The organism is Achromobacter sp. NPDC058515 (genome assembly GCF_042721735.1).
Lineage (GTDB): Bacteria > Pseudomonadota > Gammaproteobacteria > Burkholderiales > Burkholderiaceae_B > Achromobacter.
The window spans coordinates 106619-128910 of record NZ_JBHXNI010000012.1; the positions used below are offsets into that span (position 1 = coordinate 106619).

The 22292-nt window shown below is 66.5% G+C and carries 20 protein-coding genes and 1 pseudogene; 15 read left to right on the forward strand and 6 right to left on the reverse strand.

The window, feature by feature from the left end:
- Positions 1-331 precede the first annotated feature (331 nt).
- From ACFWP0_RS20480 to ACFWP0_RS20525, 10 genes and pseudogenes are all read left to right on the forward strand, one after another.
- A complete protein-coding gene (locus ACFWP0_RS20480) occupies positions 332-598 on the forward strand; it encodes a hypothetical protein (protein WP_377845095.1) in 267 nt (88 codons plus the stop codon).
- Positions 595-1989 (forward strand): hypothetical protein, encoded by a 1395-nt coding sequence (locus tag ACFWP0_RS20485; RefSeq protein WP_377845097.1) that lies wholly within the window; start codon positions 595-597, stop codon positions 1987-1989. The genes ACFWP0_RS20480 and ACFWP0_RS20485 overlap by 4 nt, the downstream gene beginning before the upstream one ends.
- Positions 1986-2603, forward strand: coding sequence for a pilus assembly protein (locus ACFWP0_RS20490; protein ID WP_377845099.1), 618 nt, complete (start codon positions 1986-1988; stop codon positions 2601-2603). Before ACFWP0_RS20485 ends, ACFWP0_RS20490 begins: the two co-directional genes overlap by 4 nt.
- Positions 2600-3307 (forward strand): hypothetical protein, encoded by a 708-nt coding sequence (locus tag ACFWP0_RS20495; RefSeq protein ID WP_377845101.1) that lies wholly within the window; start codon positions 2600-2602, stop codon positions 3305-3307. The genes ACFWP0_RS20490 and ACFWP0_RS20495 overlap by 4 nt, the downstream gene beginning before the upstream one ends.
- Positions 3304-4110, forward strand: coding sequence for a Flp pilus assembly protein CpaB (gene cpaB, locus ACFWP0_RS20500; RefSeq protein WP_377845103.1), 807 nt, complete (start codon positions 3304-3306; stop codon positions 4108-4110). The genes ACFWP0_RS20495 and cpaB overlap by 4 nt, the downstream gene beginning before the upstream one ends.
- Positions 4107-5471, forward strand: coding sequence for a type II and III secretion system protein family protein (locus tag ACFWP0_RS20505; protein WP_377845104.1), 1365 nt, complete (start codon positions 4107-4109; stop codon positions 5469-5471). Before cpaB ends, ACFWP0_RS20505 begins: the two co-directional genes overlap by 4 nt.
- Before the next feature lie 4 nt (positions 5472-5475).
- A complete protein-coding gene (locus ACFWP0_RS20510) occupies positions 5476-7161 on the forward strand; it encodes an ATPase, T2SS/T4P/T4SS family (RefSeq protein WP_377845106.1) in 1686 nt (561 codons plus the stop codon).
- Positions 7158-8003 (forward strand): type II secretion system F family protein, encoded by an 846-nt coding sequence (locus ACFWP0_RS20515; protein WP_377845108.1) that lies wholly within the window; start codon positions 7158-7160, stop codon positions 8001-8003. The genes ACFWP0_RS20510 and ACFWP0_RS20515 overlap by 4 nt, the downstream gene beginning before the upstream one ends.
- 12 nt (positions 8004-8015) lie before the next feature.
- A complete protein-coding gene (locus tag ACFWP0_RS20520) occupies positions 8016-8888 on the forward strand; it encodes a type II secretion system F family protein (RefSeq protein ID WP_377845110.1) in 873 nt (290 codons plus the stop codon).
- Positions 8889-9007: 119 nt separating this feature from the next.
- Positions 9008-9118, forward strand: a pseudogene (locus tag ACFWP0_RS20525) (DUF192 domain-containing protein); the annotation flags it as partial.
- Positions 9119-9124: 6 nt separating this feature from the next.
- Here ACFWP0_RS20525 and ACFWP0_RS20530 read toward each other — a convergent pair.
- Together ACFWP0_RS20530 and ACFWP0_RS20535 are read right to left on the reverse strand one after the other, a co-directional pair.
- On the reverse strand, positions 9125-9928 hold the full coding sequence (locus ACFWP0_RS20530) for a BPSS1780 family membrane protein (RefSeq protein ID WP_377845111.1): 804 nt from the start codon (positions 9926-9928) through the stop codon (positions 9125-9127).
- A gap of 64 nt (positions 9929-9992) precedes the next feature.
- Positions 9993-10961, reverse strand: a complete 969-nt coding sequence (locus ACFWP0_RS20535) for a homoserine kinase (RefSeq protein WP_377845113.1) — start codon at positions 10959-10961, stop codon at positions 9993-9995.
- 183 nt (positions 10962-11144) lie between these two features.
- On the opposite strand from ACFWP0_RS20535, the gene dusA reads away from it, so the two are divergent.
- A complete protein-coding gene (dusA, locus tag ACFWP0_RS20540; RefSeq protein WP_377845115.1) occupies positions 11145-12161 on the forward strand; it encodes a tRNA dihydrouridine(20/20a) synthase DusA in 1017 nt (338 codons plus the stop codon).
- 33 nt (positions 12162-12194) lie between these two features.
- Here the strand turns inward: dusA and ACFWP0_RS20545 are convergent, their stop codons facing one another.
- Entirely contained in the window at positions 12195-12653 is a 459-nt protein-coding gene (locus ACFWP0_RS20545; protein ID WP_377845117.1) for a CBS domain-containing protein, read from the reverse strand.
- Positions 12654-12690: 37 nt separating this feature from the next.
- On the reverse strand, positions 12691-14004 hold the full coding sequence (locus ACFWP0_RS20550) for a YihY family inner membrane protein (RefSeq protein WP_377845119.1): 1314 nt from the start codon (positions 14002-14004) through the stop codon (positions 12691-12693).
- A 17-nt stretch (positions 14005-14021) separates the two neighbouring features.
- On the opposite strand from ACFWP0_RS20550, the gene ACFWP0_RS20555 reads away from it, so the two are divergent.
- From ACFWP0_RS20555 to ACFWP0_RS20565, 3 genes are all read left to right on the forward strand, one after another.
- Positions 14022-14393, forward strand: a complete 372-nt coding sequence (locus tag ACFWP0_RS20555) for a DUF2069 domain-containing protein (RefSeq protein WP_377845121.1) — start codon at positions 14022-14024, stop codon at positions 14391-14393.
- Positions 14390-15877 carry a YdiU family protein gene (locus ACFWP0_RS20560; protein WP_377845123.1) on the forward strand — a complete coding sequence of 496 codons (1488 nt, stop codon included), beginning with the start codon at positions 14390-14392 and terminating at the stop codon, positions 15875-15877. The genes ACFWP0_RS20555 and ACFWP0_RS20560 overlap by 4 nt, the downstream gene beginning before the upstream one ends.
- A gap of 219 nt (positions 15878-16096) precedes the next feature.
- Positions 16097-16816 (forward strand): response regulator transcription factor, encoded by a 720-nt coding sequence (locus tag ACFWP0_RS20565; RefSeq protein ID WP_377845124.1) that lies wholly within the window; start codon positions 16097-16099, stop codon positions 16814-16816.
- 30 nt (positions 16817-16846) lie between these two features.
- Here the strand turns inward: ACFWP0_RS20565 and ACFWP0_RS20570 are convergent, their stop codons facing one another.
- Together ACFWP0_RS20570 and ACFWP0_RS20575 are read right to left on the reverse strand one after the other, a co-directional pair.
- Positions 16847-18289, reverse strand: a complete 1443-nt coding sequence (locus ACFWP0_RS20570; RefSeq protein WP_377845126.1) for a sensor histidine kinase — start codon at positions 18287-18289, stop codon at positions 16847-16849.
- A gap of 89 nt (positions 18290-18378) precedes the next feature.
- Positions 18379-20349, reverse strand: a complete 1971-nt coding sequence (locus tag ACFWP0_RS20575; RefSeq protein ID WP_377845128.1) for an EAL domain-containing protein — start codon at positions 20347-20349, stop codon at positions 18379-18381.
- A gap of 620 nt (positions 20350-20969) precedes the next feature.
- Here ACFWP0_RS20575 and ACFWP0_RS20580 point away from each other — a divergent pair.
- Positions 20970-22265: a putative bifunctional diguanylate cyclase/phosphodiesterase gene (locus ACFWP0_RS20580; RefSeq protein ID WP_377845129.1), complete on the forward strand. Its 1296-nt coding sequence runs from the start codon at positions 20970-20972 to the stop codon at positions 22263-22265.
- Positions 22266-22292: the final 27 nt, after the last annotated feature.

Here is a 22292-nt window from a genome sequence, read left to right on the forward strand (position 1 = left end):
CGGGTGCGGCAAGAGGCGCCGACGACAAGAAACAGAATTTTCATGGCTAGAAATGGAAGAGCGCCCCAGCTCAAAGATGAGTCTGAGGCGCTCCTGCCGGGCTTCGCACGCGATGGGTGTCAGACAGCCCAGCAACTCCAATCTACTGCTGGCCCGATAGGTCGGCAATAGGGGAAACCCGCAGCCAAAATGGGGCTGGTTTGCTGCGGTTGTTACATTGCGCCTCCGTCAATGGGGCGGCTCGTTTTTGTCCGCCTCGGCATCCACGAATTGCCGCTGCGAGGCCTGATGGCGACGCTGGGCTCCACATTCACTGCACGGGAGAGCAGACATGTTGGGGCATCGAAAGCGTCAATTGGGACAGGGCATGACCGAATACATTGTGGTCGTGGCCTTGGTGGCCGTGGCCGCCATCGCGGTGTATCAATACTTCGGCCAGGTGGTGCGTTCGCAAACGGCGGCCATGGCGCGCGAACTCGCCGGCGAGGACGGCGGAACGCAAACGCGCGCCGCCCAGCAGGCCGCGCAAAAGGCGGCGGCGCAGACCAAGGCGCGTTCGCTTAAGTCCTTTACCGGCAACGCCGCGGACGCGAATTGACTACCCATCCGCTCATGGCGCCCATCCATCAGCAAGGCCAGGCTCTGGTCCTGGGCACGCTGGTGGTGGCGGTGGCCGCGACTTCCCTGGTCGTCCTGTACAACTTTGGCCAAACGGCGGAGGCGCGGGGCCGCCTGACCCATGCGGCGGATGCGGCAGCCTTTAGCGGCGCGCTCGAGCAGGCGCGCGCGCTCAATGCCATCGCCTACATCAACCGCACGCAGATAGCCCATCAGGTCGCGATGGCGCATCTGGTCACGCTCGGCGCGTCCGCGCAGTACATCCAGGCCCTGCAGTCGCAGCGTAGCCGTGGCAACCCGCCAGCCAGCCTGATCGCCATGCTGTTCGGCCCCGACATGGGGCTGGCCTATCAGGCCGCGCAGGCGCCGTCCGACGCCGGATCGCGGCTGGCTCGCGCCTTCGGCCAGCACGACCGGATCGTGCATCAGGTGCTGGAAGCTGCCGCGCGCGAGGCCGTCGCGGACCTGAGCGCGTCGCGCGAGCGCATCATGCGTAAAGTGCTGGCCGCCAACTTTCCTTCCGGGGCGCAGTCGTCTTCGGTGAAACTCCGCCTGTTGGCGGATGGGTGGCCCGGCTACGTAGAGCGCAGCGTTTCCACGCGCAAGGCCGGCTTGCGCCCCGCGACGGAAGCGGCGGTCGGGCGTTACGGATTCCTGGACAGTCGCAGCCAGACCCGGCGCAATGCCTGGATGGTGGACCCCCGCTGTCCCTTGCACCGCCATGAATTGCGGCGGCGGGGTTCCACATGGCTCGGGCCCGACGGGCGATGGGGCGCGCTGGACACCCAGTCGTACCATGCGCTGCGGTCAAACCGCTGGATCGGCTGCTACTTTCGCGAATATGCGATGGGCTGGGGAACCGCCCAGGGCGAGAAGAGCAAGGCGCCCGAGGGGCTGGAATATGTGGACGAACCGCCCGCGGACTTCTCGCAAGAGGATTTCTGGAGATGGGTCGAGCTCTCCACGTCCTGGGATATTTTCAGCGGCGCCACCAACCCCATGGCCAATTCCTACGCGATGGCGTCGGCGCAACGCTGGCCGGGCGGCGGCTTGCCGGCCTATCGCGAGGTGGCGCTGGCGCGCAGCCGCGATCCACTGCGCTTTGCGGTGGCGGTCAGCCTGGAGGGGGCGGCGCTGAAGACGACGGACGCGGACAGCGCCGTGGCGGCGCCGGTCGGCCTGTTCCGCTATGCCGCGTTGGGGCGGACCGGCGCTGTCAGGGTGAGCAGCGCCGCCGAGACCTACTTTTCTCGCCCGGAGCGCCCTGCGGACGGCCGCCATGAGATCGCCACGCTGTTTCGTCCTTACTGGCAAGCGCGCCTGTCGGCGGTCACGCCGCAGGAAGCCCAGCAAGCAAGGAGGGCGCCATGACGCGGCCCGCAAAGCGCCAGCAGGGACAGGCGGTGATCGAGGCGCTGCTGATGTTGCCCCTCATGTCTTTGCTGCTATGGGCGGTGGCCGGGATCGGCAGCCTGCAGTTTTCGGCGCAGCAGACGACGCAGGCCAGCCGCAAGGCAGTCATGTCGGGAGCATTGGGGCAGCCTTTGCAAACGCTGCGCGCGCCCGCGGGCATGGGCTTGTCGAGCGATGCAATGGCATTGCCCGGCGTGGCCGCGCCCCGCGTCTCGGCGTTGCAGGACGAATGGTTCGGCGCAGGGTTGCGGATGCTGTCCGTGGAGGTCCGGGCACAGGCACAGCCGCGGGGTCCGTCGGCATGGCCGCCAATTGCGCGTCGCCTCAGCGTGGCAAGCGGCGCGGGCCATGCGCATGGCGATGCCGATGCGCAGCGCCGCGTGGGAAGCGCCCGTGCGGCCTGGCATCAGGCCGCGCAGAGTTCGTTGTCGGAGGCCGCCCGGATGGCGCGTCCCGTAGCTCGGGTGGACGCGCCATGGGGCCGACCGGCACTGTCGCTGGATTGGCTGTCCGCCTGGGCGGATGTGGCGCCGGCGGACCGGCTGGGCAATCGTAGGGAGCAAAGCAGATGAGTGCGTTCTTTTTCGTGTCGAAACCATCCGGCGGTCATTCCCGCGCCGTTGCGCGGGTGTACCGCCTGGCGGTATGCGCCGCGCTGGTCACAATGGCCGCGCGCGCAGGCGCGGCCGCCGGCATCACTACGCTGGAACGCCTGCGTTTTCCCGCAGGGTCCACGCACGAGCTCCTGGCGGATCGCCTGTGGCTGCATGGCATGCCGGCGCAGGTGCTGGTGTTTGATGTGCCCAAGAGCCCGCCGGACCTTGCTCGCGCTCTGTCTGGCCAGCAGCCCGCCCTGGCGGACTTGCATGTGCTGCCCGGGCAACTGATCCTGTCCGGCCGGGTCGGCCAGGATTGGTGGGTGGCGCAGATGGAAGGCGCCGGCAGGGGGCGCACGGTGGGCAGCATTTCGTCGGTCAGCACCCTGACCGTCCCCGCAACGCCGCAACCCGCCTGGCTGCCGGAAGGCGCGCGCCTCAGGCTGGATGTTGCAGTAATGGACGACGGCGTCAAGGTGTCCGAACGCATCTGGCAGCACGCCATGCCTCCCGCGCAAATGGCGCCGCTCCTGGAGACGAGTCTGCGGCGCGACGGCTGGACGCGCGAGCCCGAATCGGGCGCCGCGCAATGGTGGACGCGCGAGCGCGAGCGCATGAAGCTGCTGCTGGTTCCCTTGGATGCCGGCACCGGACTCCGGGTAAACGGGTGGGCGCCATGAAGGCCTGGATCGTTCATGGCGCTCTGCGCCTGCGCCGGACGGGCGTATATGCCCTTGCCTTGCTTGCAGGCCTGGTGTCCGCCTGGGCGGTGCGAGAGCACGTTCAGCAACGCGTCCTGGCGCTGGAGGCCGAAGCCCGCACTCCCCTGGTCAGCCGCCTGGTCGCGGCCTACGACCTGCCTGCGGGCACGCTGCTGGAAGAGGTGCACGTTGCCGTGCGCGAGATCCCGCAACCCTGGGCGCCCATCTCCAGCCTGGATCCGCTGGAGCTTGGCAGCCTGCTCGGCGCCACGCTGCTCGCGGACGTCGCCCATGGCGAGCCGTTGCTGCGGGGATATCTGACCTTCAATGCGCCGGCTCCCGCATTGGCGTCCCGGCTGCGAGCCGGGCAGCGGGCGCTTACCGTGGCGGGGGCCGATCTGGGCGGCCTCGCGGACATGCTGCGCGCGGGCGACGCAATCGACATCTATGTGACTTTCTCCCACCACCAGCGGGATCTCACCGTGCCCGTGCTGCAAGGCATGCGTGTGCTGACCGTGAGCGGCAATGCCGAAGGGCCCGGCAATATCACCCTGGCCGCGACGCCGGACGAAGCGATGCGCTTCATCGCGGCGCGGCAGGCCGGCGCCTTGACCGCCATGTTGCGTCATCGCGATGACGCGGCAGCGGTCAGTGCGCCCGCGCACAGCGACCTTGCCTCGCTCATCGGATTGGACCCCGAGCCGCGGCGCGCGCCTGGCGTGGCCATACTCTATGGCGACCGCCTGGACACGCAGGCCGGCTTTGACTCGGAGCGGCCATGATCCGGATCGTCGGCGTTCTGGCCTTGGCGTGCCTGTGCCTGGCATCCAAGTCCGCATGGGCCGCGACCGAAGCGCTCGAGCTTCAGGTCGGTGAAACACGCGTCTTGCCGCATCCCGGCGTCAGGCGGGTCGCTATCGGCAATGGCCAGGTGCTCAGCGCGGTGGCGGCGGAAGGGCGCGAGGTGGTCGTCTTTGCCCGCGCGGAAGGCGTGTCGTCGGTGCATGTCTGGACTGCCGGCGACCGGATCACCGCCTATGAATTGCGGGTGGTTCCGGCGGGCACGCCACGCCTGCGCGCCGAAGTCGAGAGCCTGCTCTCCCGCATTCCGGGGGCTCGCAGCTCGAATGTGGGCGGGCGCATTCTGATCGAGGGCGATGACCTGTCCGACGATGACCGCTCCCGCATCGCCGCGTTGGCGGACCGCTATCCCGACGTGCTGGATTTCACGGGGCAGGTCGGTTGGGACCGAATGGTGCTGCTGGATGTCCAGGTGGTCGAGATTCCCACGTCAAGGCTGCGGGAGTTCGGCGTGCGCTGGGACGGGGTGACGCAAGGCGGGGTCAATGCGGGGCTGGCGTGGGATGCCGGGTCCCGCGGGCGCATGGTCCGGCCCGGCGAGCAGATAATCGAAACGCCGGGTCCGGCCTCGCCGGCCGCGGGCTACTTTGGCGTCAATGCTCTGCTGTCGGCCCGCATCGCGGCCCTGGCCCAAACGGGGGAAGCGGTCATGCTGGCGCAACCCCAGTTGCTTGCGCGCAGCGGCGCCAGCGCCACCTTCCTGGCGGGCGGCGAGGTGCCTTATGTCTCCACCGATTCGCGCGGCAACCCGACAACCCTGTTCAAGCCTTATGGCGTTTCGCTGAACATTACGCCCCGGATAGACCGCAACGGGGTCATCCGGTCCTTGATCGAGGTGGAAGCCAGTTCGGTGGATACCTCGTTGAGCCTGCCCGGGGGGCCGGCGTTGCGTACCCGCCGGGCGTCCACCGAATTCAATGTGCGTTCCGGGAACACACTGGTCATCGGTGGATTCCTGTCGCGCGAGCAGGGCAGCGAAGTCAGCGGCCTGCCCTGGCTGAAGGACATCCCCATTCTGGGCGCGCTGTTTTCGTCGAGCCGCTATCAGCGGCGCGAGACCGAACTGGCGATTTTCGTGACGCCGAAGATCGTGTCGCAGGGTGAGCCGGCCATGGCGGACCGAGTGCGGCGAGGACGCGAAACGCTGGAGGCCGCTTTTCCCGAGCCTCCCCGGCTGGGAACCGCGGCGCCCGCTGGCTCCAGCGGCTGGGACCCTTATTCGGGCTCGGGCTCCCAGTGGACCGCGCCGGCGGACGGCGCCCGCGCGCCTATCCAGGATTGACCGCATGCTCGAAATAGAAATGACCTTCGAAGATGCGGCCACGCGCAATATGGCCGTCGCGGCGCCTGTGCTGATAGGGCGGGGCGCGCATTGCGGTCTGCGCATCGTGAACTGGCGGGTCGGGCGCCAGCACGCCCGCCTGTTGCGCGAAGAGGCCGCCATCGTTCTCGAGGACCTGGGCACGCTGGCAGGCACCATGGTGAACGGCGTGAGGGTGGTGCGCCATGCGCCCGTGCTGCCCGATGACGAGATCCTGATCGGGCCGTGCCGCCTGCGGGTCTCGTCGGCGGGGCCGGAAGCCGCGTTCCCGGACGAGGTCGGCGCTGCTGCCTTGCCGGCGCCCAGGGCGGATGAACGGCCGGCCGCCGTGGGCCCGCCGTCCTCTGTCCCGCATCCCGTGGCGCCGCAGCATCGCCTGCATGAACGCCGCCGCCTGCATGCGGCTTTGCTGGACGCGTTGGACTTGCGCAGGCGCGACGTGGCCGGCATGAGCGACGGCATGCTGCGCGCGGAAGCCGAGCGGCTGCTGACGCATATCGTGGCTACGGATGCCGATTTGCCCGCGGATGCGGATAGGGCGGCGCTCTGCCGCGAGGTGCTGGATGAAGCGGTCGGCCTGGGTCCCCTGGAGCCCTTGCTGGCGGCAACCGACATCACGGAGATCATGGTGAACCGCTACGACGAAATCTACGTCGAGCGCGGCGGGCGTCTCTGGCGCCATCAGGCCGCATTCACCAGCGAACAGTCCGTGCGCTGGGTCATCGAGCGCATCGTGACGCCTTTGGGCCGGCGCATAGACGAAAGCTCGCCCATGGTCGACGGGCGTCTGCCGGACGGGTCGCGCGTGCACGCCATCATCCCGCCCGTGGCGATGAAGGGCGCGAGCCTGACCATACGCAAGTTCCCGCAGAGGCGTCCGCAGATGCCGGACCTGATCGCGCTGGGGGCGCTGAGCGGCGCCATGGCGCAGTTTCTGGCGCTATGCGTCAGGATGCGCAAGAACCTGGTGGTTTCGGGAGGCACGGGGTCTGGCAAGACGACGCTGTTGAACATCCTGTCCAACGAGATTCCGGACGGTGAGCGTGTCGTCACGATCGAGGATGCGGCGGAGCTGCGCCTGAATCACGACCATCTGGTGGCGCTGGAGGCGCGCCCGGCAAACCAGGAAGGCAGGGGACGCATCGATATCCGCGAACTCGTGCGCAATGCCCTGCGCATGCGGCCCGACCGGATCGTCGTGGGCGAATGCCGCGGACCCGAGGCGTTCGACATGCTGACGGCCATGAACACAGGCCACGAAGGGTCGCTAACGACATTGCACGCCAATTCGCCGCGCGATGCGCTGGCGCGCCTTGAGGCCATGATACTGATGGCGGGCCTGGACCTGCCCCTGCCCGCCGTACGCGAGCATATCGCCGCCAGCGTCGACATCGTCGTGCAGCAGGCGAGGCTGGCGGACGGGAGGCGCATCGTGACATCGATCGTCGAAGTCGCCGGCATGGAAAGCGGCCGCATTCAATTGCAGGACCTGTTCCGATATGACCGCGCCCAGGGGTTCCTGGGATGCGGCGGCCTGCCCAGCTTTGCGCAGGAATGGACGGAGGCGGGGGCGGCCTTGGAGGCCGCCTGGTTCTCCGACACGGCCGGGCGCGGGCCGCAAGCCGCGGCGTTTCCGCAAGGCTTGCCATGATCTGGCTTGCGGCGGGAGCCGCCATGTTTTGCGCGGTGCTGGTGGTCTGGCGTGTTCAGAACTGGTTCGCGCCCGCGCTTCGGCGCTATCGGGAGGTCTATACCCAGGAGGCGGGCTTGCGGCTGAGCGAAGTGTTCCTGTTCATTGATCCGGCGCAGTTGTGGGCCGGCGCCGTGGGCTGCGCCGCGGTGGCCGGGGTACTGGCCTTTTCGGCGACCGGCAGCGGCCTGGTTTCCGCCATGGTTGCCGCGCTGGCGTCTCGCGCGCCCCGGACGGTGGTCGACGGCTTGCGTCGTCGGCGCGCGCGGCGCTTTGAAGCGCAGTTGCCGATGGCCCTGCTGATGCTGGCATCTTCCTTGCGCGCGGGCGTCGCGTTGACCACCGGCCTGCGTCATGTCGTTGAGCATAGCGGCGCGCCGCTGGCGCAGGAGTTCGGCCTGATGCTGCGCGAGCAACGCCTGGGCGTGCCATGGGATGCCGCGCTCGAAAACCTGCATGGCAGGATGCCGGCCGATTCGACTTCGCTTGTCGTCGCGGCCATGCGCATCGCGGCGCAGACGGGCGGCAACCTGGCGGAGGCGCTGGAGAGCATTGCCCAGACCTTGCGCGTCAGGCTGCAACTGCAAGCCAAGCTCCTGGCGCTGACGTCCCAGGGGAGGCTGCAGGCCTGGATCGTCGGTGCATTGCCGTTGCTGCTGCTGGCGGTGCTGGACAGGCTGGAGCCGGAAATCATGGGGTTGCTGTGGCATACGCCGATGGGGTGGGGCGTGCTGGCGATCGTGGCGGTGCTGGAAACCGCGGGGGTGTTGCTGATCCGGCGCATCATGCGGATCGATATCTGACCGGAGGTCGCGATGTGGCTGTATCTGGGCATGTTGACCGCGGCGGTCGGGACCGCCTGGCTTGCGTGGGTCGTCCTGAGGCCGTTGCTGTGCGAGGACCAGGAGGCCTCGGCGGCCATGCCATGGTGGTGGCGGGCGGCTTGGCCATGGATTTCGGCGGTGGCGCCGCTGGCCGGGCCGCTGTGCACCTGGCGCTGGCGCATCCGGCTGGCGCGCGCGATTGAACAAGCCGCCTTGCCCGCGGACGTGGGTTATGCCCACCTGGCGGCGCTCTGCGGGAGCGCGGCGATGGCCGCGGGGGGGCTGGCGGCTGGCGCCGCCATCGCCGCCCTCCCGGCCGGATCGCTGGCCTGGGCGCCATGGGCGGCGGCAGCGGCCCTGGCCGCCGGGATTGCCCCTGGCCTGTGGCTCAGGCGCCTGGGCGTCAAACGGCGGCGCGACATCGAACGGGACCTGCCGTTCGTGTTCGACATGATGACGCTGTGCGTGGAGGCGGGGTTGAGCGTGCAGGGAGCCCTTCAGCTGGCGGCGCAGAGCGGGCCGCGCGGGGTGTTGCGAGATGCACTGGCGGACGCCCTGGCCGAGATGCGGGCGGGCGTGTCAAGAGTCGCGGCGATCAAGGCGCTGGCGGAACGCAGCAATAGTCCGCTTGCCCGCAACTGGGCGGCCGCCCTGGCGCAAGCGGAGGCCTTGGGCGTCAGCCTGGGGCCGGTGTTGCGCGCCCAGGCCGCGCAGTGCCGCAGCGACCGCCACATGCGCGCCGAACAATTGGCGATGCAGGCGCCAGTGAAGATGCTGCTGCCCCTGATCGGCTGCATCTTCCCCTGCACGTTCATCGTGCTGGCGTTTCCGATCGCGGTCCAGCTGCTGCAGAGCGTGCAATGACTCGGGCCGCCCCATTGCCGGCAGGCCGTCTTCGCTTGCTGAGAGTCAAGGGCTGGCGCGGCCGGCTGCGCGGCTTGCTTGGCCGCCGCCCGCCCGGGCCCAGGTCTGGCATCCTGCTGATGCCGTGCGCCGCGGTGCATACCTTCGGCATGCGCTACGCGATCGATGTGGCGTTTGTGGCGCGCAATGGGCGGGTGGTGGGGGTGCGCAGGGCGCTTGCGCCCTGCCGCGTGGCGTTATGCCTGGGCGCCGTCGCTGTTGTCGAGATGCGTGCTGGCGCTATTGATGCCGAACACGGAGGTATAGGCCGGATAGAAGCTGCAATACAGGATGCCGCCCGCCGCGATGTTGAACGGGATTTGCAGCGTGCCGGCCAACTGCGGCGACAGGCCGACGGCGACCAGCAGTCCGGCGCAGAGGTCGATGAACAGAAACACCAGGATCCAGCTTGCGCCATAAACCAGGAACGGCAGCTTATTGCGCCAGCAGGCGATGCCCGAGAAGAACAAGGCCTGCATCAGGCGCAGCCCGTGCCAGGCCACCAGGACGGGCGCATGCCAGAACAGCGCCGCGATCACCACGTAGATGATCGCGAACAGGGTCAGCGGCACGGCCATCGCCGACAGGATGGGCTCCATGCTTTTCTCGACGGAGGCGATGCGCATGCCCTCCATCATGGCGTCGGTGAAAGGCAGGAAGATGAGCAGGCCGGTCGCCATGCAGAGCGCCGCATAGAGCAGGCCCATCAGGAACAGTTTCCTGAATACGCCGGGCTGCTTGAGTGGCTTGCCCCACATGGAGGGCAGCATGACGCGGTCGGCCTCCACATGCTTGCAGGCCGACAGCGTCATCAGGGTGATGATGGGCATCAGGGCCACGACCAGGATCGGTCCGACCGGCGGGGTCGCGGTCGCAAAGATGACCAACAGGCTGATCGCCATGGCCCAGGTGAACATGGCCAGCGGCTGCTTGCGGAACAGACGGAAACCGTCTCGTACCCAATACCAGCCGGACGTCGCGGGTAGAAATGCTGCTTGCATGGCTCTCTAAGGGGGAATCTCTCACAAAGGGACGCGCTATCCCCAATTATGGGGGGCATAACGGTTACGGCAATATCGGCAGACCCGGGCGGTGGCGCGCTAGCAACACTCTTTCGAAGTGGCGGGGATCGTGCGGCTTGAGGGTTTGGGCCGGCCGGGGCAGGAAAAAGTCGTACAGGCGGGACACCCAGAAGCGCAAGGCCGCCGCGCGCAGCATAAGGGGCCAGACTTCGCGCTCGGCGTCGGTGAAGGGGCGCACGCTGGCGTAGGCGGCGAGCCAGGACTGCACCAGTTCTGGGATGAATTCGCCGGTGTCCCGTTCGATGCACCAGTCATTGACGCTGACGGCAACGTCGAACAGCCAGGTGTCGCAGCCCGCGAAATAGAAATCGATGATGCCGCCCATGAGCGGGTCCTCGAAGGTGCCGGCGAACAGGACGTTGTCGCGGAACAGGTCGCAGTGGGCCGGACCCGCCTGCAGCGCTTGCCAGGCGGGCGAGGCGGTGGCGGCTTGCTGGGCGGCCAGTTCCGAGGCAAGCAGCTGGGCTTGGGCCGGGTCCAGGAACGGCATGACCTTGGGGGCCGTTTCCAGCCACCAGGACAGGCCGCGCAGGTTGGGCTGGTGGATCGGGAAGTCCTGGGCGGCCAAGTGGGCGCGGGCCAGCGTGGCGCCGGCCAGGGCGCAATGGGCGGCGCCCGGGGCGGGTTCGTAGCCGCCGGGCAGGCGCGAAACGATGGCGCAGGGCTTGCCGTGCAGGGTGGTCAGCCGGGTGCCGTCAAGCAGGTTCTGGGGCTGGGGCACCGGGATGCCGCGCTCGGCCAGGTAGTACATCAGCTCGATGTAGAAGGGCAACTGGGCGTGCGTCAGGACCTCGAACAGCGTCAGGACGTATTCGCCCCGGGTCGTATGCAGGAAATAGTTGGTGTTTTCGATACCCGCCGTAATTCCTCGAAGCGAGATGAACTCGCCCAGATCGAAATGCGCCAGGAGGGCGCGCGCGTCGTCGTCGGATACGGGAGTGAATACGGCCATTGATGTTCGGGAGTGAGGGGTTAACGGACGCTCGGACATGCCTGTACGGCGGCGGCGGCGCAATTTTAGACCACATGGCGGGCAGGCCCGGCGGCCGTTCGGGGGGCGGACGAATGGGCCCGCCGGGCATAATGCCGCCAAGCACCGTAAAATACCGCATCCCCTTGTTTTGTAGAGTGATTCTTGGACTCCCCCGACTGGCGGCTTTGCGTCGCCCCGATGATTGACGTAACCGACCGCCACTGCCGCTATTTTCACCGGCTGCTGGCCCCGCGCGCACGCCTGTACACGGAAATGATCACGACGGGCGCGCTGCTGCACGGCAATGTCGCGCGCCATCTGGACTTTGACGAGGCCGAGCACCCCGTGGCGCTGCAGCTGGGCGGCAGCGAGCCGGACGCCTTGGCGCAATCGGCCAGGCTCGGCCGTCAGTGGGGCTACGACGAAATCAACCTGAATTGCGGCTGCCCGTCGGAGCGCGTGCAGAAGGGCGCGTTTGGCGCCTGCCTGATGGCCGAGCCGGCCCTGGTGGCGGATTGCATGAAAGCCATGCAGGACGCGGTGGACATTCCGGTCACGGTGAAGCATCGCCTGGGCCTGGATTATGAGGAATCGTACGACTTCGTCCGTGATTTTGTCGGCAAGATCTATGACACCGGCTGCCGGGTATTTATTGCCCATGCGCGCAATGCGGTGCTCAAGGGCTTGTCGCCCAAGGACAACCGCGAGATCCCGCCGCTGCGCTATGACGTGGTCGCGCAGCTCAAGCGCGACTTTCCGGATTGCACCTTCGTGCTCAACGGCGGCCTGGCGGATGCCGGCCAGTCCGTGCGCGCCGCGGAGAACTTCGACGGCGTGATGCTGGGGCGAGCCGCCTGGCATACGCCGAGGGTGCTGTCCGAGGTCTCCTTGCAGCTGTGGCCGTCTGTCAGGTTGCCCAGCGATGCGCAGGTCGTGGATGCCATGACTGGGTACGCCGCGAGGCAGGTCGCCAAGGGGGTGCCGCTGCGCGTGATGACGCGCCCCATGCTGGGGCTGGTGAACGGGCAGTCGGGGGCGCGCCGCTGGCGCCGCATGCTGTCGGATCCGGCCTTGCTGGCCGCCAATAATCCCGAGCTGATCTACGACGCCTGGCGCAGCCAGCGGCATGCGCCGGATGTGCGCGGCGCCGCGTTTGAAGCGGCGCCGGCAGGGGTGTAAACCCGCGGCAGGCGCCGCGGGCGGGTTTTGGGCTCAGGGCTTGGCCGGTTCGGCGCTTTCCGTGGGCCAGTCCCGGATGTAGGCTTTCAACATGTTGTTTTCGAACTGTTGGGCCGCGACGATGGCCTGGGCCATGTCGTAGAAGGAAATCACGCCCATCAGAGTCGGGCCGTCCATGACAGGGATGTACCGCGCGTGCTTTTCCAGCATGAGCCGCTGCACTTCGTCGGCGCTGGTGTTGGGGGACACGCTGACCGGGGCATCGTCCATGATCGAGCGTATGGTCGTTTCGCCGGCTCCGCCATGCGCATGCATGTGGCGGATGATCTCGCGGAACGTGAGCATGCCGGTGAGGGTGCCGAATTCCATGATCACGAGTGAGCCGATATCCTGCTCGCTCATGGTTTGCACGGCCTGGGACACAGGCATGTCCGGCGACGCCGTATAGAGCGTATCGCCCTTGACGCGCAAAATCTCGCTGACCTTCAACATCGGTTTCTCCTGGGCGGACTACGCCCGAATGCTTTTGCTATTTCTTGTTCGCTTCCAATTGCAGTATTGGAGCGATTCCATTTTCAGTATTCTGCGCTTCTCCGCAGAGTTCTTCCAGCGTCGGCGTATTTTGCTGGGAAATCACGGACGAAGCGACTCGCAATATGCCCGGGTCGTTGCGAACCCGGGGCTGGTTGCGGTCCAGCAGGAAACGGTCCACCACGGGCGCCATCGATGTTTCGCGGGCATCGCAGGTGAGCGTCCAGTTGTCCTCGGGGCTGCGGGTCACCAATCCCATGGCGCTCAGCGATTCCAGCACTTCGTTCAGTTCGTCCTGGTGCAGCCGCAATTTCGACGCCAGCACGTTTGCCGGAAGGCCCGGCGGCGTGGAAGCCTGCGCCTTGCGAAGCGCCCGCAGGGCGTCCAGGGCGTCCACGAACGGCGCGCCGGGGTAGCGGTTGATCTCCCAGCGGCCCAGCCGGATCAGCGGGGCGCTGGACGCCAGCGTCGCGCCCAGCAGTACCGCCAGCCAGGACAGGTAGATCCAGAGCAGGAAAATGGGCAGGGTTGCAAATGCGCCGTAGATGACCGTATAGGTGGGGAACCGCGTCAGGTAGTACGCAAACCCCGACTTCATGATTTCCAGCACGATGGCCGTGACGCAGCCGCCGACCAGCGCGTCTCGCCAGAGTACGTCGCGGTTCGGCACCACCACGAACAGCGCCGCGAAACCCAGGCCCGTCAAGACCAGGGGAATGAAGGAAATGGCGACGCTGACGGCCTCGGGCACGTCCTGGACCAGTCCCAGCGACTCGCGGGCGACGAACGATGTCGCCCAGAGGCTGGCGCCGGCAAGGACCGGCCCCAGCGTGATGATGGCCCAGTAGACCAGCGCCCGCTGCGGCAAGGGCCGCTGGCGCGAGACGCGCCAGATGTCGTTGAAAGCCTGGTCGATCGTCATGATCAGCAGCAGCGAAGTGACCAGCAGGAACGCGCCGCCGATGGCGGTCAGGCGCGATGCCTGGCGCGCGAACTGGTTCAGGTATTCCATGATGTTGTCCGAGACGGACGGCGGCATCAGGCTGTTGGTCAGGAAGTCCTCGAGGGCGACCCGGAATTCCTGAAAGACGGGAAATGCGGTGAAAAGCGACAGCACCACGGCCAGCATGGGGACTATTGCCAGGACAGTGGTGAAGGTCAGGCTGGATGCGACCTGAAGCAGCTTTTCTTCGTTGGCGCGTTGAGCGGTGAAACGAAAGACACGTCCGGCCCTCGCAACCCATGAAGAGCGCGAGGTCGAGGGCTTGGTGGCCGCCGGCGTAGCGGCGGGGGGCTCGGCGGGGCGATTCATCAGGCGATAATAGCAGCATGAACCCTGAACTCAACCCCCGCTTGCGCCTGCTGGCCTCGGTTTCATTGTTTGCCCTGATCGTGCTTTGCGTCGCCTGGGAAACCGTGGTGGCGCCCGTGCGGCCGGGAGGTTCCTGGATGATGCTGAAGGCCTTGCCGCTGGCGTTTCCGCTGCGCGGCATCGTGCGCGGCAATCTCTACACGTATCAATGGGCGGCCATGCTGTCGCTGCTGTATCTGATGGAGGGCGTGGTGCGCGCCATGTCCGATCCCGCGCCGTTGTCGGTGCTGATGGCCTGGGGCGAGATCCTGCTGTCGGCGACCTTTTTCCTTAGCGCCATTTTCTACGTGCGGCCCGCCAAGCGCGCTGCCAGGAGCCAACGCGCATGAGCGTCCATTCCCTGACTGAACTGCAAGCCGTCAATTCGTTCGCGGCCCTGCCGGCGGCGTTCTACACCCGTCTGGCGCCCCAGGGCCTGAATAATCCGCGGCTGCTGCACGCCAATGCCGACGCGGCGGCGCTGATCGGCCTGGATCCCGCCGCCTTGTCCACGCCCGAATTCCTCGGCGTATTCTCCGGCGCCCAACCGCTGCCCGGCGGCGATACCCTGGCCGCCGTCTATAGCGGGCACCAGTTCGGCATCTGGGCGGGCCAGCTTGGCGACGGCCGCGCCCATCTGCTGGGCGAAGTCCAGGGGCCGCGGGGCGGATGGGAACTGCAGCTCAAGGGCTCAGGCATGACGCCATACTCTCGCATGGGCGACGGCCGGGCCGTGTTGCGCTCGTCCGTGCGCGAGTACCTGGCCAGCGAGGCCATGCATGGGCTGGGCGTGCCGACGACGCGCGCGCTGGCGCTGGTGGTGTCCGACGACCCCGTCATGCGGGAAACGGTCGAGACCGCCGCTATCGTGACGCGCATGTCGCCCAGTTTCGTGCGTTTTGGCTCGTTTGAGCACTGGTCGTCGCGGCGCCAGCCCGATATGCTCAAGACGCTGGCCGATTATGTGATTGACCGCTACTACCCGGAATGCAGGGAAGCGCCCGCCGGCGAATCCCTGAATGACAATGCGCCGTATATAAATCTGCTGCGCGCGGTGACGCGCCGCACGGCGCTGCTGATGGCGGATTGGCAGGCGGTGGGTTTTTGCCATGGCGTGATGAATACGGACAATATGTCCATCCTGGGCCTGACGCTGGATTACGGTCCTTATGGATTCATGGACGGTTTCCGGCTGGGGCATGTCTGCAACCATTCGGATTCCGAAGGGCGTTATTCGTGGAACCGCCAACCTTCGGTGGCGCTCTGGAATCTTTACCGTTTGGGCGGCAGCCTGCATATGCTGGTTCAGGACGTCGAAGGCCTGCGCGCGGTGCTGGACGAATTCGAAGCCATCTTCACGCGGGCCTTCCATGACAAAATGGGCGCCAAGCTGGGCCTGGCGGCGTGGCGGCCGGTGGATGAAGCTTTGCTGGATGACCTGCTCAAGCTGATGGACGCCAACCAGGCCGATTTCACGCTGGCGTGGCGGCGGCTGGCGGACGCGCTGCAAGGGCAACGCCGCGCCTTCGAGGATCTCTTTATCGATCGTCCGGCCGCGGGCGCCTGGCTGGACAGGCTTCTGGCGCGCCATGCGCAGGATGGGCGGCCCGTGCAGGAAGTGATGGCGGGCATGAACCGCGTCAATCCGCTGTACGTGTTGCGCAATCATTTGGCGGAAGAGGCGATCCGTGCCGCGAAAACCGGCGACGCCAGTGAAATCGATACGCTGATGAAGCTATTGCGAAATCCCTATGTTGCGCAGGAAGGCTACGAGCGCTATGCGGGATTGCCGCCGGATTGGGCGGGTGGAATCGAAGTCAGTTGTTCGTCCTGATGGCGATTTACCGCAGGCCGGAAGATAGATAATCGACGCTTATCAGCGGTTTATAGAAAAAAACCCGGTCAAAATGTGAAATATCGCGGTTTTTTTCACTGCAATCATTCGTTTCCATTGTAAAAGTCGTAAGATTGCCGGCTAGCGGCACCCTCGGAATGGCTTGCGGTCTCCCCTGGGGGCATTTGTCGACAATTTTCAATATAAAGCACTCTGAATATGCCTGGCGCAGATGGTTTGCTATGTATCGGCCTGCTTGAGGATGATGCCGACTTCCGGGAGGAGTTGGCATTAGGCCTGGGCGGCTATGGTTTCCGAGTGGCGTTTGCCTGTGACAATGCAGTGGCGTTTTATCGCCGATTGCAGGAGCAGCCGTGCGACATCGTCATATTGGATGCCCATCTTCCCGGCGAAGACGGATTTTCCGTGGCGACCCGCCTGCGCGCCTTGAGCCCGGTGGGCATCGTCATGCTGACGGGCCGCAGCGCGCTGGAAGACCGCGTGCGCGGGCTGGAGGGCGGCGCCGATGTCTACATGACCAAGCCCGTGGATCTGCTTGAGCTCAGTTCGGTCATTCGCAGCCTGGCCCGCCGGATGCGTCTGGCCAAGGCGCCGCGGCCCGTCGACGCGGAGACGCGCGCCGCCGCGGACACCAATTGGTCCCTGCAGGACGGCGGCTGGATCCTGGTCGCTCCTGACGGCGCCTCGCTGCATCTAAGCGCGCAGGAACGGACGTTCCTGGTGGCCCTGATGGATGCGGCCGGCAGCGCGGTCAGCCGCCAGGCCCTGGCGGAACTGTTCCTGCCCGACAGCCCGGGCGGTTTTGAATTGCGTCGCATCGATGTGCTGGTGAGCCGTTTGCGCGCCAAGGCGCAAAGCGCAGGCCTCAAGCTGCCGGTACTGTCGGTGCGCGGCCAGGGCTACGTGTTCGCGGCCTGAGCCCCGCCTGGCCCGCGTGCCAGGCGGCGATCACGCCGCCGGCCCGGCAGCGGGCAGGGTGACGACAAAGCGCGTACCCACCCCAACCTTGCTTTGCATGGTCAGCGAGCCGCCCTGGTTCTGGCAGATGCGCCGGGCCAGGTACAGGCCGATACCCATGCCCTGGGTTTCCCGATGCGCGGAGCGCCGGAAATGCGGCTCGAAGATCCGCGATTGCTCTTCTTCGGCGATTCCCGGGCCGCGGTCAATGACGGCCATCCACGCCATCGGCACATCTTCGATGCGGGTATGCCCCGTTTCAATCCGGACCGGCTCATTGGCCGGCGAATACTTGATGGCGTTGTGGATCAGGTTGCGCACCACCACGCTGGTCAGCGGGTGGTCGCAAAATACCGGCAGGGGACCATGGGCCTGCAGCACCAGCGCGTGCGCGGTGTCGGGCTGCATGGCCGTCACGACATCGCGCACAAGCCCGGCCATATCGGTTTGTTCGCCGCGCGGCGTCCATGCCTGTTCGCCCAGCCTGTCCTGGTTCAGCAGCTGATCCATCAGTTCGGTCATGCGGGTGACTGACCTGTGGATGCGCGCAAGGCGGTTGTCGACGGTTTCGCCGCTGTCGGAAAGAATCATGTCCAGGGACTGGGCTGCCGCGCTGATGGTGGCAAGCGGCGCGCGCAGTTCGTGCGAAATGAGCGCGTTCACCTGGCGTTGCGTATCCAGCGCGCCGGCCAGTTCGGACAGCCGCAACTCTCCCTGGGCCAGATGCTCGGCGTCGGTGTGGTCAACGGCATTGCGGCCCGGGAGTGCGCGCACGCGCGCTGGCGTATCTAGCGCCAGCCAGAGCAGGGTGCCCGATACCAGCATCAACCGCAGCAGTTCGGAAGCCGTGCCAGTGGCCTCGGTGCCGTTGGAATTCCAGGCGTCCTGCCACAGCATCCAGGCCGAGATGACGTAGATCAGCGCCAGCGCCACGGATGTCGCGCGCCCGGGCGCCTGTCTTGCCGCCCGCGTCAGAAACCACGCGGCCAGCGGCAAGCTGACGACGGCGCAGATGCCCGCAATGGCGGCGGGCAGCCTGCCGTTCTCGGTCTCATAGACGAAGATCAGCGCCAGGGCCGCGACGCCGGCCAGCGCGATGCTGCTCCAGCGGCACGCCGCCGCCAGCCTGGCGGCGTTGCGCGACTCTCCCAGGAGCGGGGCGGTCAACGCCAGCAGGGCCGCATAGGACCCCGCCTGCAGCGCGCCCGGCGGCATCAGCGCAGGCAATGAGCGGAACAGGCCCTCGAGAAGGACAAAGGCCAGGCCCGCCGCAAACATGGTGTTCCGGGTACAGGCCCAGGCGACGCCGCAAGCCAGGCCGCAAGCCATCGCGACGCCCGCGGTCAGGCCGGTTTGGATGCTCTGGTAATCGGCATCCAGGCCGTAGGCCATGACATAGCCCGGCCAGAGCAAGGCACACAGCAGCAGCCCCATTCGCGGCCAGGGGGATTGCCGGGTGGAGCTTGCTCGGCCGGCGCGGCGATGGCGGAAACGCCAGCGGGTGCGAAGAAACAATCCTTCCGTCAACTAGGAACCCATTGGTGATCATGCGCGAGATCTTGCGCGTGGGCGAAGTTTACGACAGCCCCGCGTATCGCACGGACACCCATTTCCTCGAGGATGTACTGCGTGGCCGTGTCGGGGACGTCCGCGGCATAGACCGCCATGTCCAGCGTCGTGGCGGTGGCGACCACGGTGGCGGCCAGATGCTGGCTGCCGGGGCTGTGCAGCAGTCCGGTGATGAAGCTGCCGCAGAGCGTCAGATAGGACACGGGAAACTCATGCAAGTGTTCCATGGCGCCGAATTGCTGCGACAGCCGCGACACGCCGACGCGGGCGCCCGCGCCGGTGACGATGTCGCAGAGCTGGCGCAGGTCGGCTCCCTGTTCCACGAGCCCCGCGGCGTCGACCTCGACGATCAGGCGCATCGTCAGGGCGGGCCGGTCGGCAAGCATGCGCTCCAGCCTGGACAGAAAGGAACCCTGCGCGAGCGAAGCCAGGGAAACCGGCACGGTCAACGCGCCATCGTGGGTGAACAGCCAGTCCAGCCCCAGGCGGATTGCCTGGATGTCGCATTCGGCCGACAGGCCAAGGCGCACGGCGGGGGGCATGAAGATGGAGGCCGGCACCGGATCGGCGCCGGAGGTGTCGTGCAGGGTCAGGCTGGCCTCGTGATGCAGCAGCGCGCCGGAGACTTCATGCAAGGGCAGGGCCGACAGCGAGAACCGGTGCTGCTCCAGGGCAGTGACCAGGGCGTCATGCCAACTGTATTCGCCGATGCGCGTGCTGTCGGCAGCCTGGCTGGCCGGCGCGATCTGATCGTCGTCGGCGCTTTCCGCGCACATCAGGGCGTGATCCAGGCGCGCCAGGGTGTCGCTCATGTTGTCGCCCGGGGCGAAGGCCGCCATGGCCAGGGCCCAGCGGCACCACCCGTATTTGTCCATGGGCACGCGCAGCGAACGCAGCTCGCGCCGCACACGCTCGGCCAGCAGGCTGGCCTGGGGCGCGGAGGTGCGCGGAAGCAGCAGCGCGAAGTCCGATCCGCTGATGCGCGCGATCTGCGTGTCCGGCCCCCCGAATTCCGCCACCAGCTTGCGCAGCCGGTCGGATGAAGAGCGCAGCCATTGGTCGGTGAACGCGCGCGACAGGTGCCGGTTGATCTGCGCCAGGTCGCGCTGGCGGAACATCAGCAGGTGCCCCCCCGCGTCGGCGGTCTTGTCCGCCAGCGCCTGCCTGAACTGGTCCACGAAATATTTGCGGTTGGGCAGGCGGGTGATGGGGTCCCGATAGATCTCGCTCTGCAGGGATTCGATCCTGGCGTTCTGTTCCTGCACCGTGGCGGCCACCCGGCGTTGCGCGTCGACGAGGGCCTGGTCCACCCCCGCCAGTTCGCACGATCCGGTCAATTCCGCATGGTTGCCCGGGGCCAGGGCGCGCACGCGTTCGCAGATGTCGCGCGAAGTCCGGGATTCTATCCAGCGCACGAGGTTCACGGCGAACAGTGCCCAGAAGACGCCGGCGGCCAACACCAGGCCCAGCACCCTCATGCCGCCTTGCCATAGCGTGTCGCGCGCCAGCCGCGCGTCCGCCTGCACCGTTACCGTGCCTTTCGTCCGGCCGTCCGCCGAAGCGAAAGTCCGCGATACCGCCGGCGCCTCCATGTCGAGCCACGCGTCGCGCCAGTCCCGATCCCGCCCGGCGCCGTCCGGGCGCTTGCGCCGCTCGACGCTGACGGCGTTCCCTTCGTTCGTGATGCGCACCAGGGCATAGAGGCCCTGCCCGAACAGCTCATCCGCCAGTTCCGCCTGGTCGTCCGTGCTGACCGGGCCATGGGACAAGGCCCATGTGAGCGCGCTGACGCCCGCTTCGCTTTGCTGCGCCAGTTGCGAGTTCAGGTAGCGGTGAGCCGCCAGCATCCCCAACGCCTGGGCGCCGAGCAGGATGAAACCGATCAGGAGGGCAGTGCAGAGAAGTAGCCGGCGTAGTGTGGGCATGTATATGAGGTTCCCTTTTTGGGCTGCACCGTTGCCTGAGTCGTTGAGCGCTCGGCTGCCGGTTAAAGGGGGGCATCAGGCGGCGAAGGCGCCTGACAGGGAAAAAACCTGGATAAGAAACGTGACACACGTTACTAATACCTCGTTGGCACCGCTTACACTGTAATTCGGTGTGTCATAGAACGCACAGAATATTACGAAATCCGCCGCGAGATCAGACAACCTATGCAATTATTTCGTTCGTGATAATTGCCCGCCTGAGAACTATTGAGACACTGCGTATTAATTTTTGGGGTTCGGCTGTCGTAGTAAGGGCAAGGCATGGCGAACAGGACCGGCCAGCGACCGCTATTCCAGGACCCGTCATGACCCGCCGCGAGCAACTAGATATCCGAAGGAACCCGGAAAAGAGGGGTGCGTTGCCTCTGAAATGTGGCGTTTTTTTGCAAAAACAATGCATAATTTAAAAGATGTTACAGCCCTTGGGTCCGTCTGCGGACCACAACGCCAGGGGCTTATAGATAGGGGGCTCCGTGCGTGAGAGTTACCTGCTCGCACTGTGCCTGACGCTCGCAGGCGCACTTGCAGCGATAAGTCTGTTTTTCGTCCGCCGGGAACGCATGTTGCGCCGCCGCCTGACGCGAGATGAACTGACCGGTCTCCTTAGCCAGCAGGAGCTGTATCGTCGTGCGCGCGCGTGGCTGAACAAGTCCGAAGGGACCCCGCGCCGGGGCGCCTTCTTCCTGGTCAGCTTTGAACACTACGCCCAGATCAGCGCCATGCTTCGCGCCGGCGAAGACCAGGCGCTGCTGGTGCTGGTGGCGGACAGGCTCAGCCTTCTTTCCCGGACCTTGGGAGGCATGGCCGCGCGTACCGGCACAGACGCGTTCACCGTCTGCGTGCCCGAAGTGGACGAAGAGGGCGCGGCGCAGGTGTCGGCCAAGCTGCTGGAATATCTGAGCGTCCCCTACGAATTGGGGGGGCGTCCCCTAATTGCGGTTTTTCGGATCGGGGCCGCGCTCTATCCCGAGCATGGCCGCAGCGTGGAGGAATTGCAGCGCTGCGTGCAGGTGGCCCTGGTTCCCCTGAAGGAACGTGGCGGCCCGGGCTGGAATCTGTTCGATTTCCGCCTGCTGGCGCGCCAGCGGGACCAGCAGGGGCTGGAAAACGACTTGCGGCTGGCGTTGACCACGCCGGCGATGGACCAGTTTGAGCTGTATTACCAGCCGGTCTGCGACAGCGGCACCGGCATGGTGCAGGGATGCGAAGCGCTGTTGCGCTGGCATCATCCGGTCCTGGGCAGCGTGTCGCCCGCGGTGACCATCGAACTGGCCGAGCGCAGCGGCCTGATCGTGCCGCTGGGCGCCTGGATCCTGGAACGCGCCTGCTCGCAAGCCGCGCTGTGGCCGTCCGCCTGGCGCGTGCATGTGAACCTGTCGGTCAAGCAGATGAACGAGGACAGCCTGGTCCAGCTGGTTTCCGATGTGCTGGCGGCGACGCGCCTGGCTCCCCACAAGCTGGTGCTGGAGATCACCGAGTCCATCTTCATCCTGCACTACGATCGGCACGTGAAAATCCTGAACACCTTGCGCGCCAAGGGCATCGGGGTGGCGCTGGACGACTTCGGCTGCGGCTATTCCAGCCTGAATCACTTGCGCCACCTGCCCATCGACTGGGTCAAGATCGACCGCAGTTTCATTTCCGCGCTGGAATCGGACGCGGGCAGCCGCGAGGTCGTGTCCGCCTTGTTCGGCCTTTGCCAGGCGATGCACCTGCCTGTGGTGGCCGAGGGCGTCGAGACCGAAGGCCAGCGCGAAATCCTGAAGTCCCTGGGTTGCCGGGTCATGCAGGGTTTCCTGCTGGGACGGCCGGCGCCGGCGTCTGAAATCCAGGCTTTGGCCTCGGCGGTGTCATAATCGGGGTTGCTCGCAAACCCGACCTGT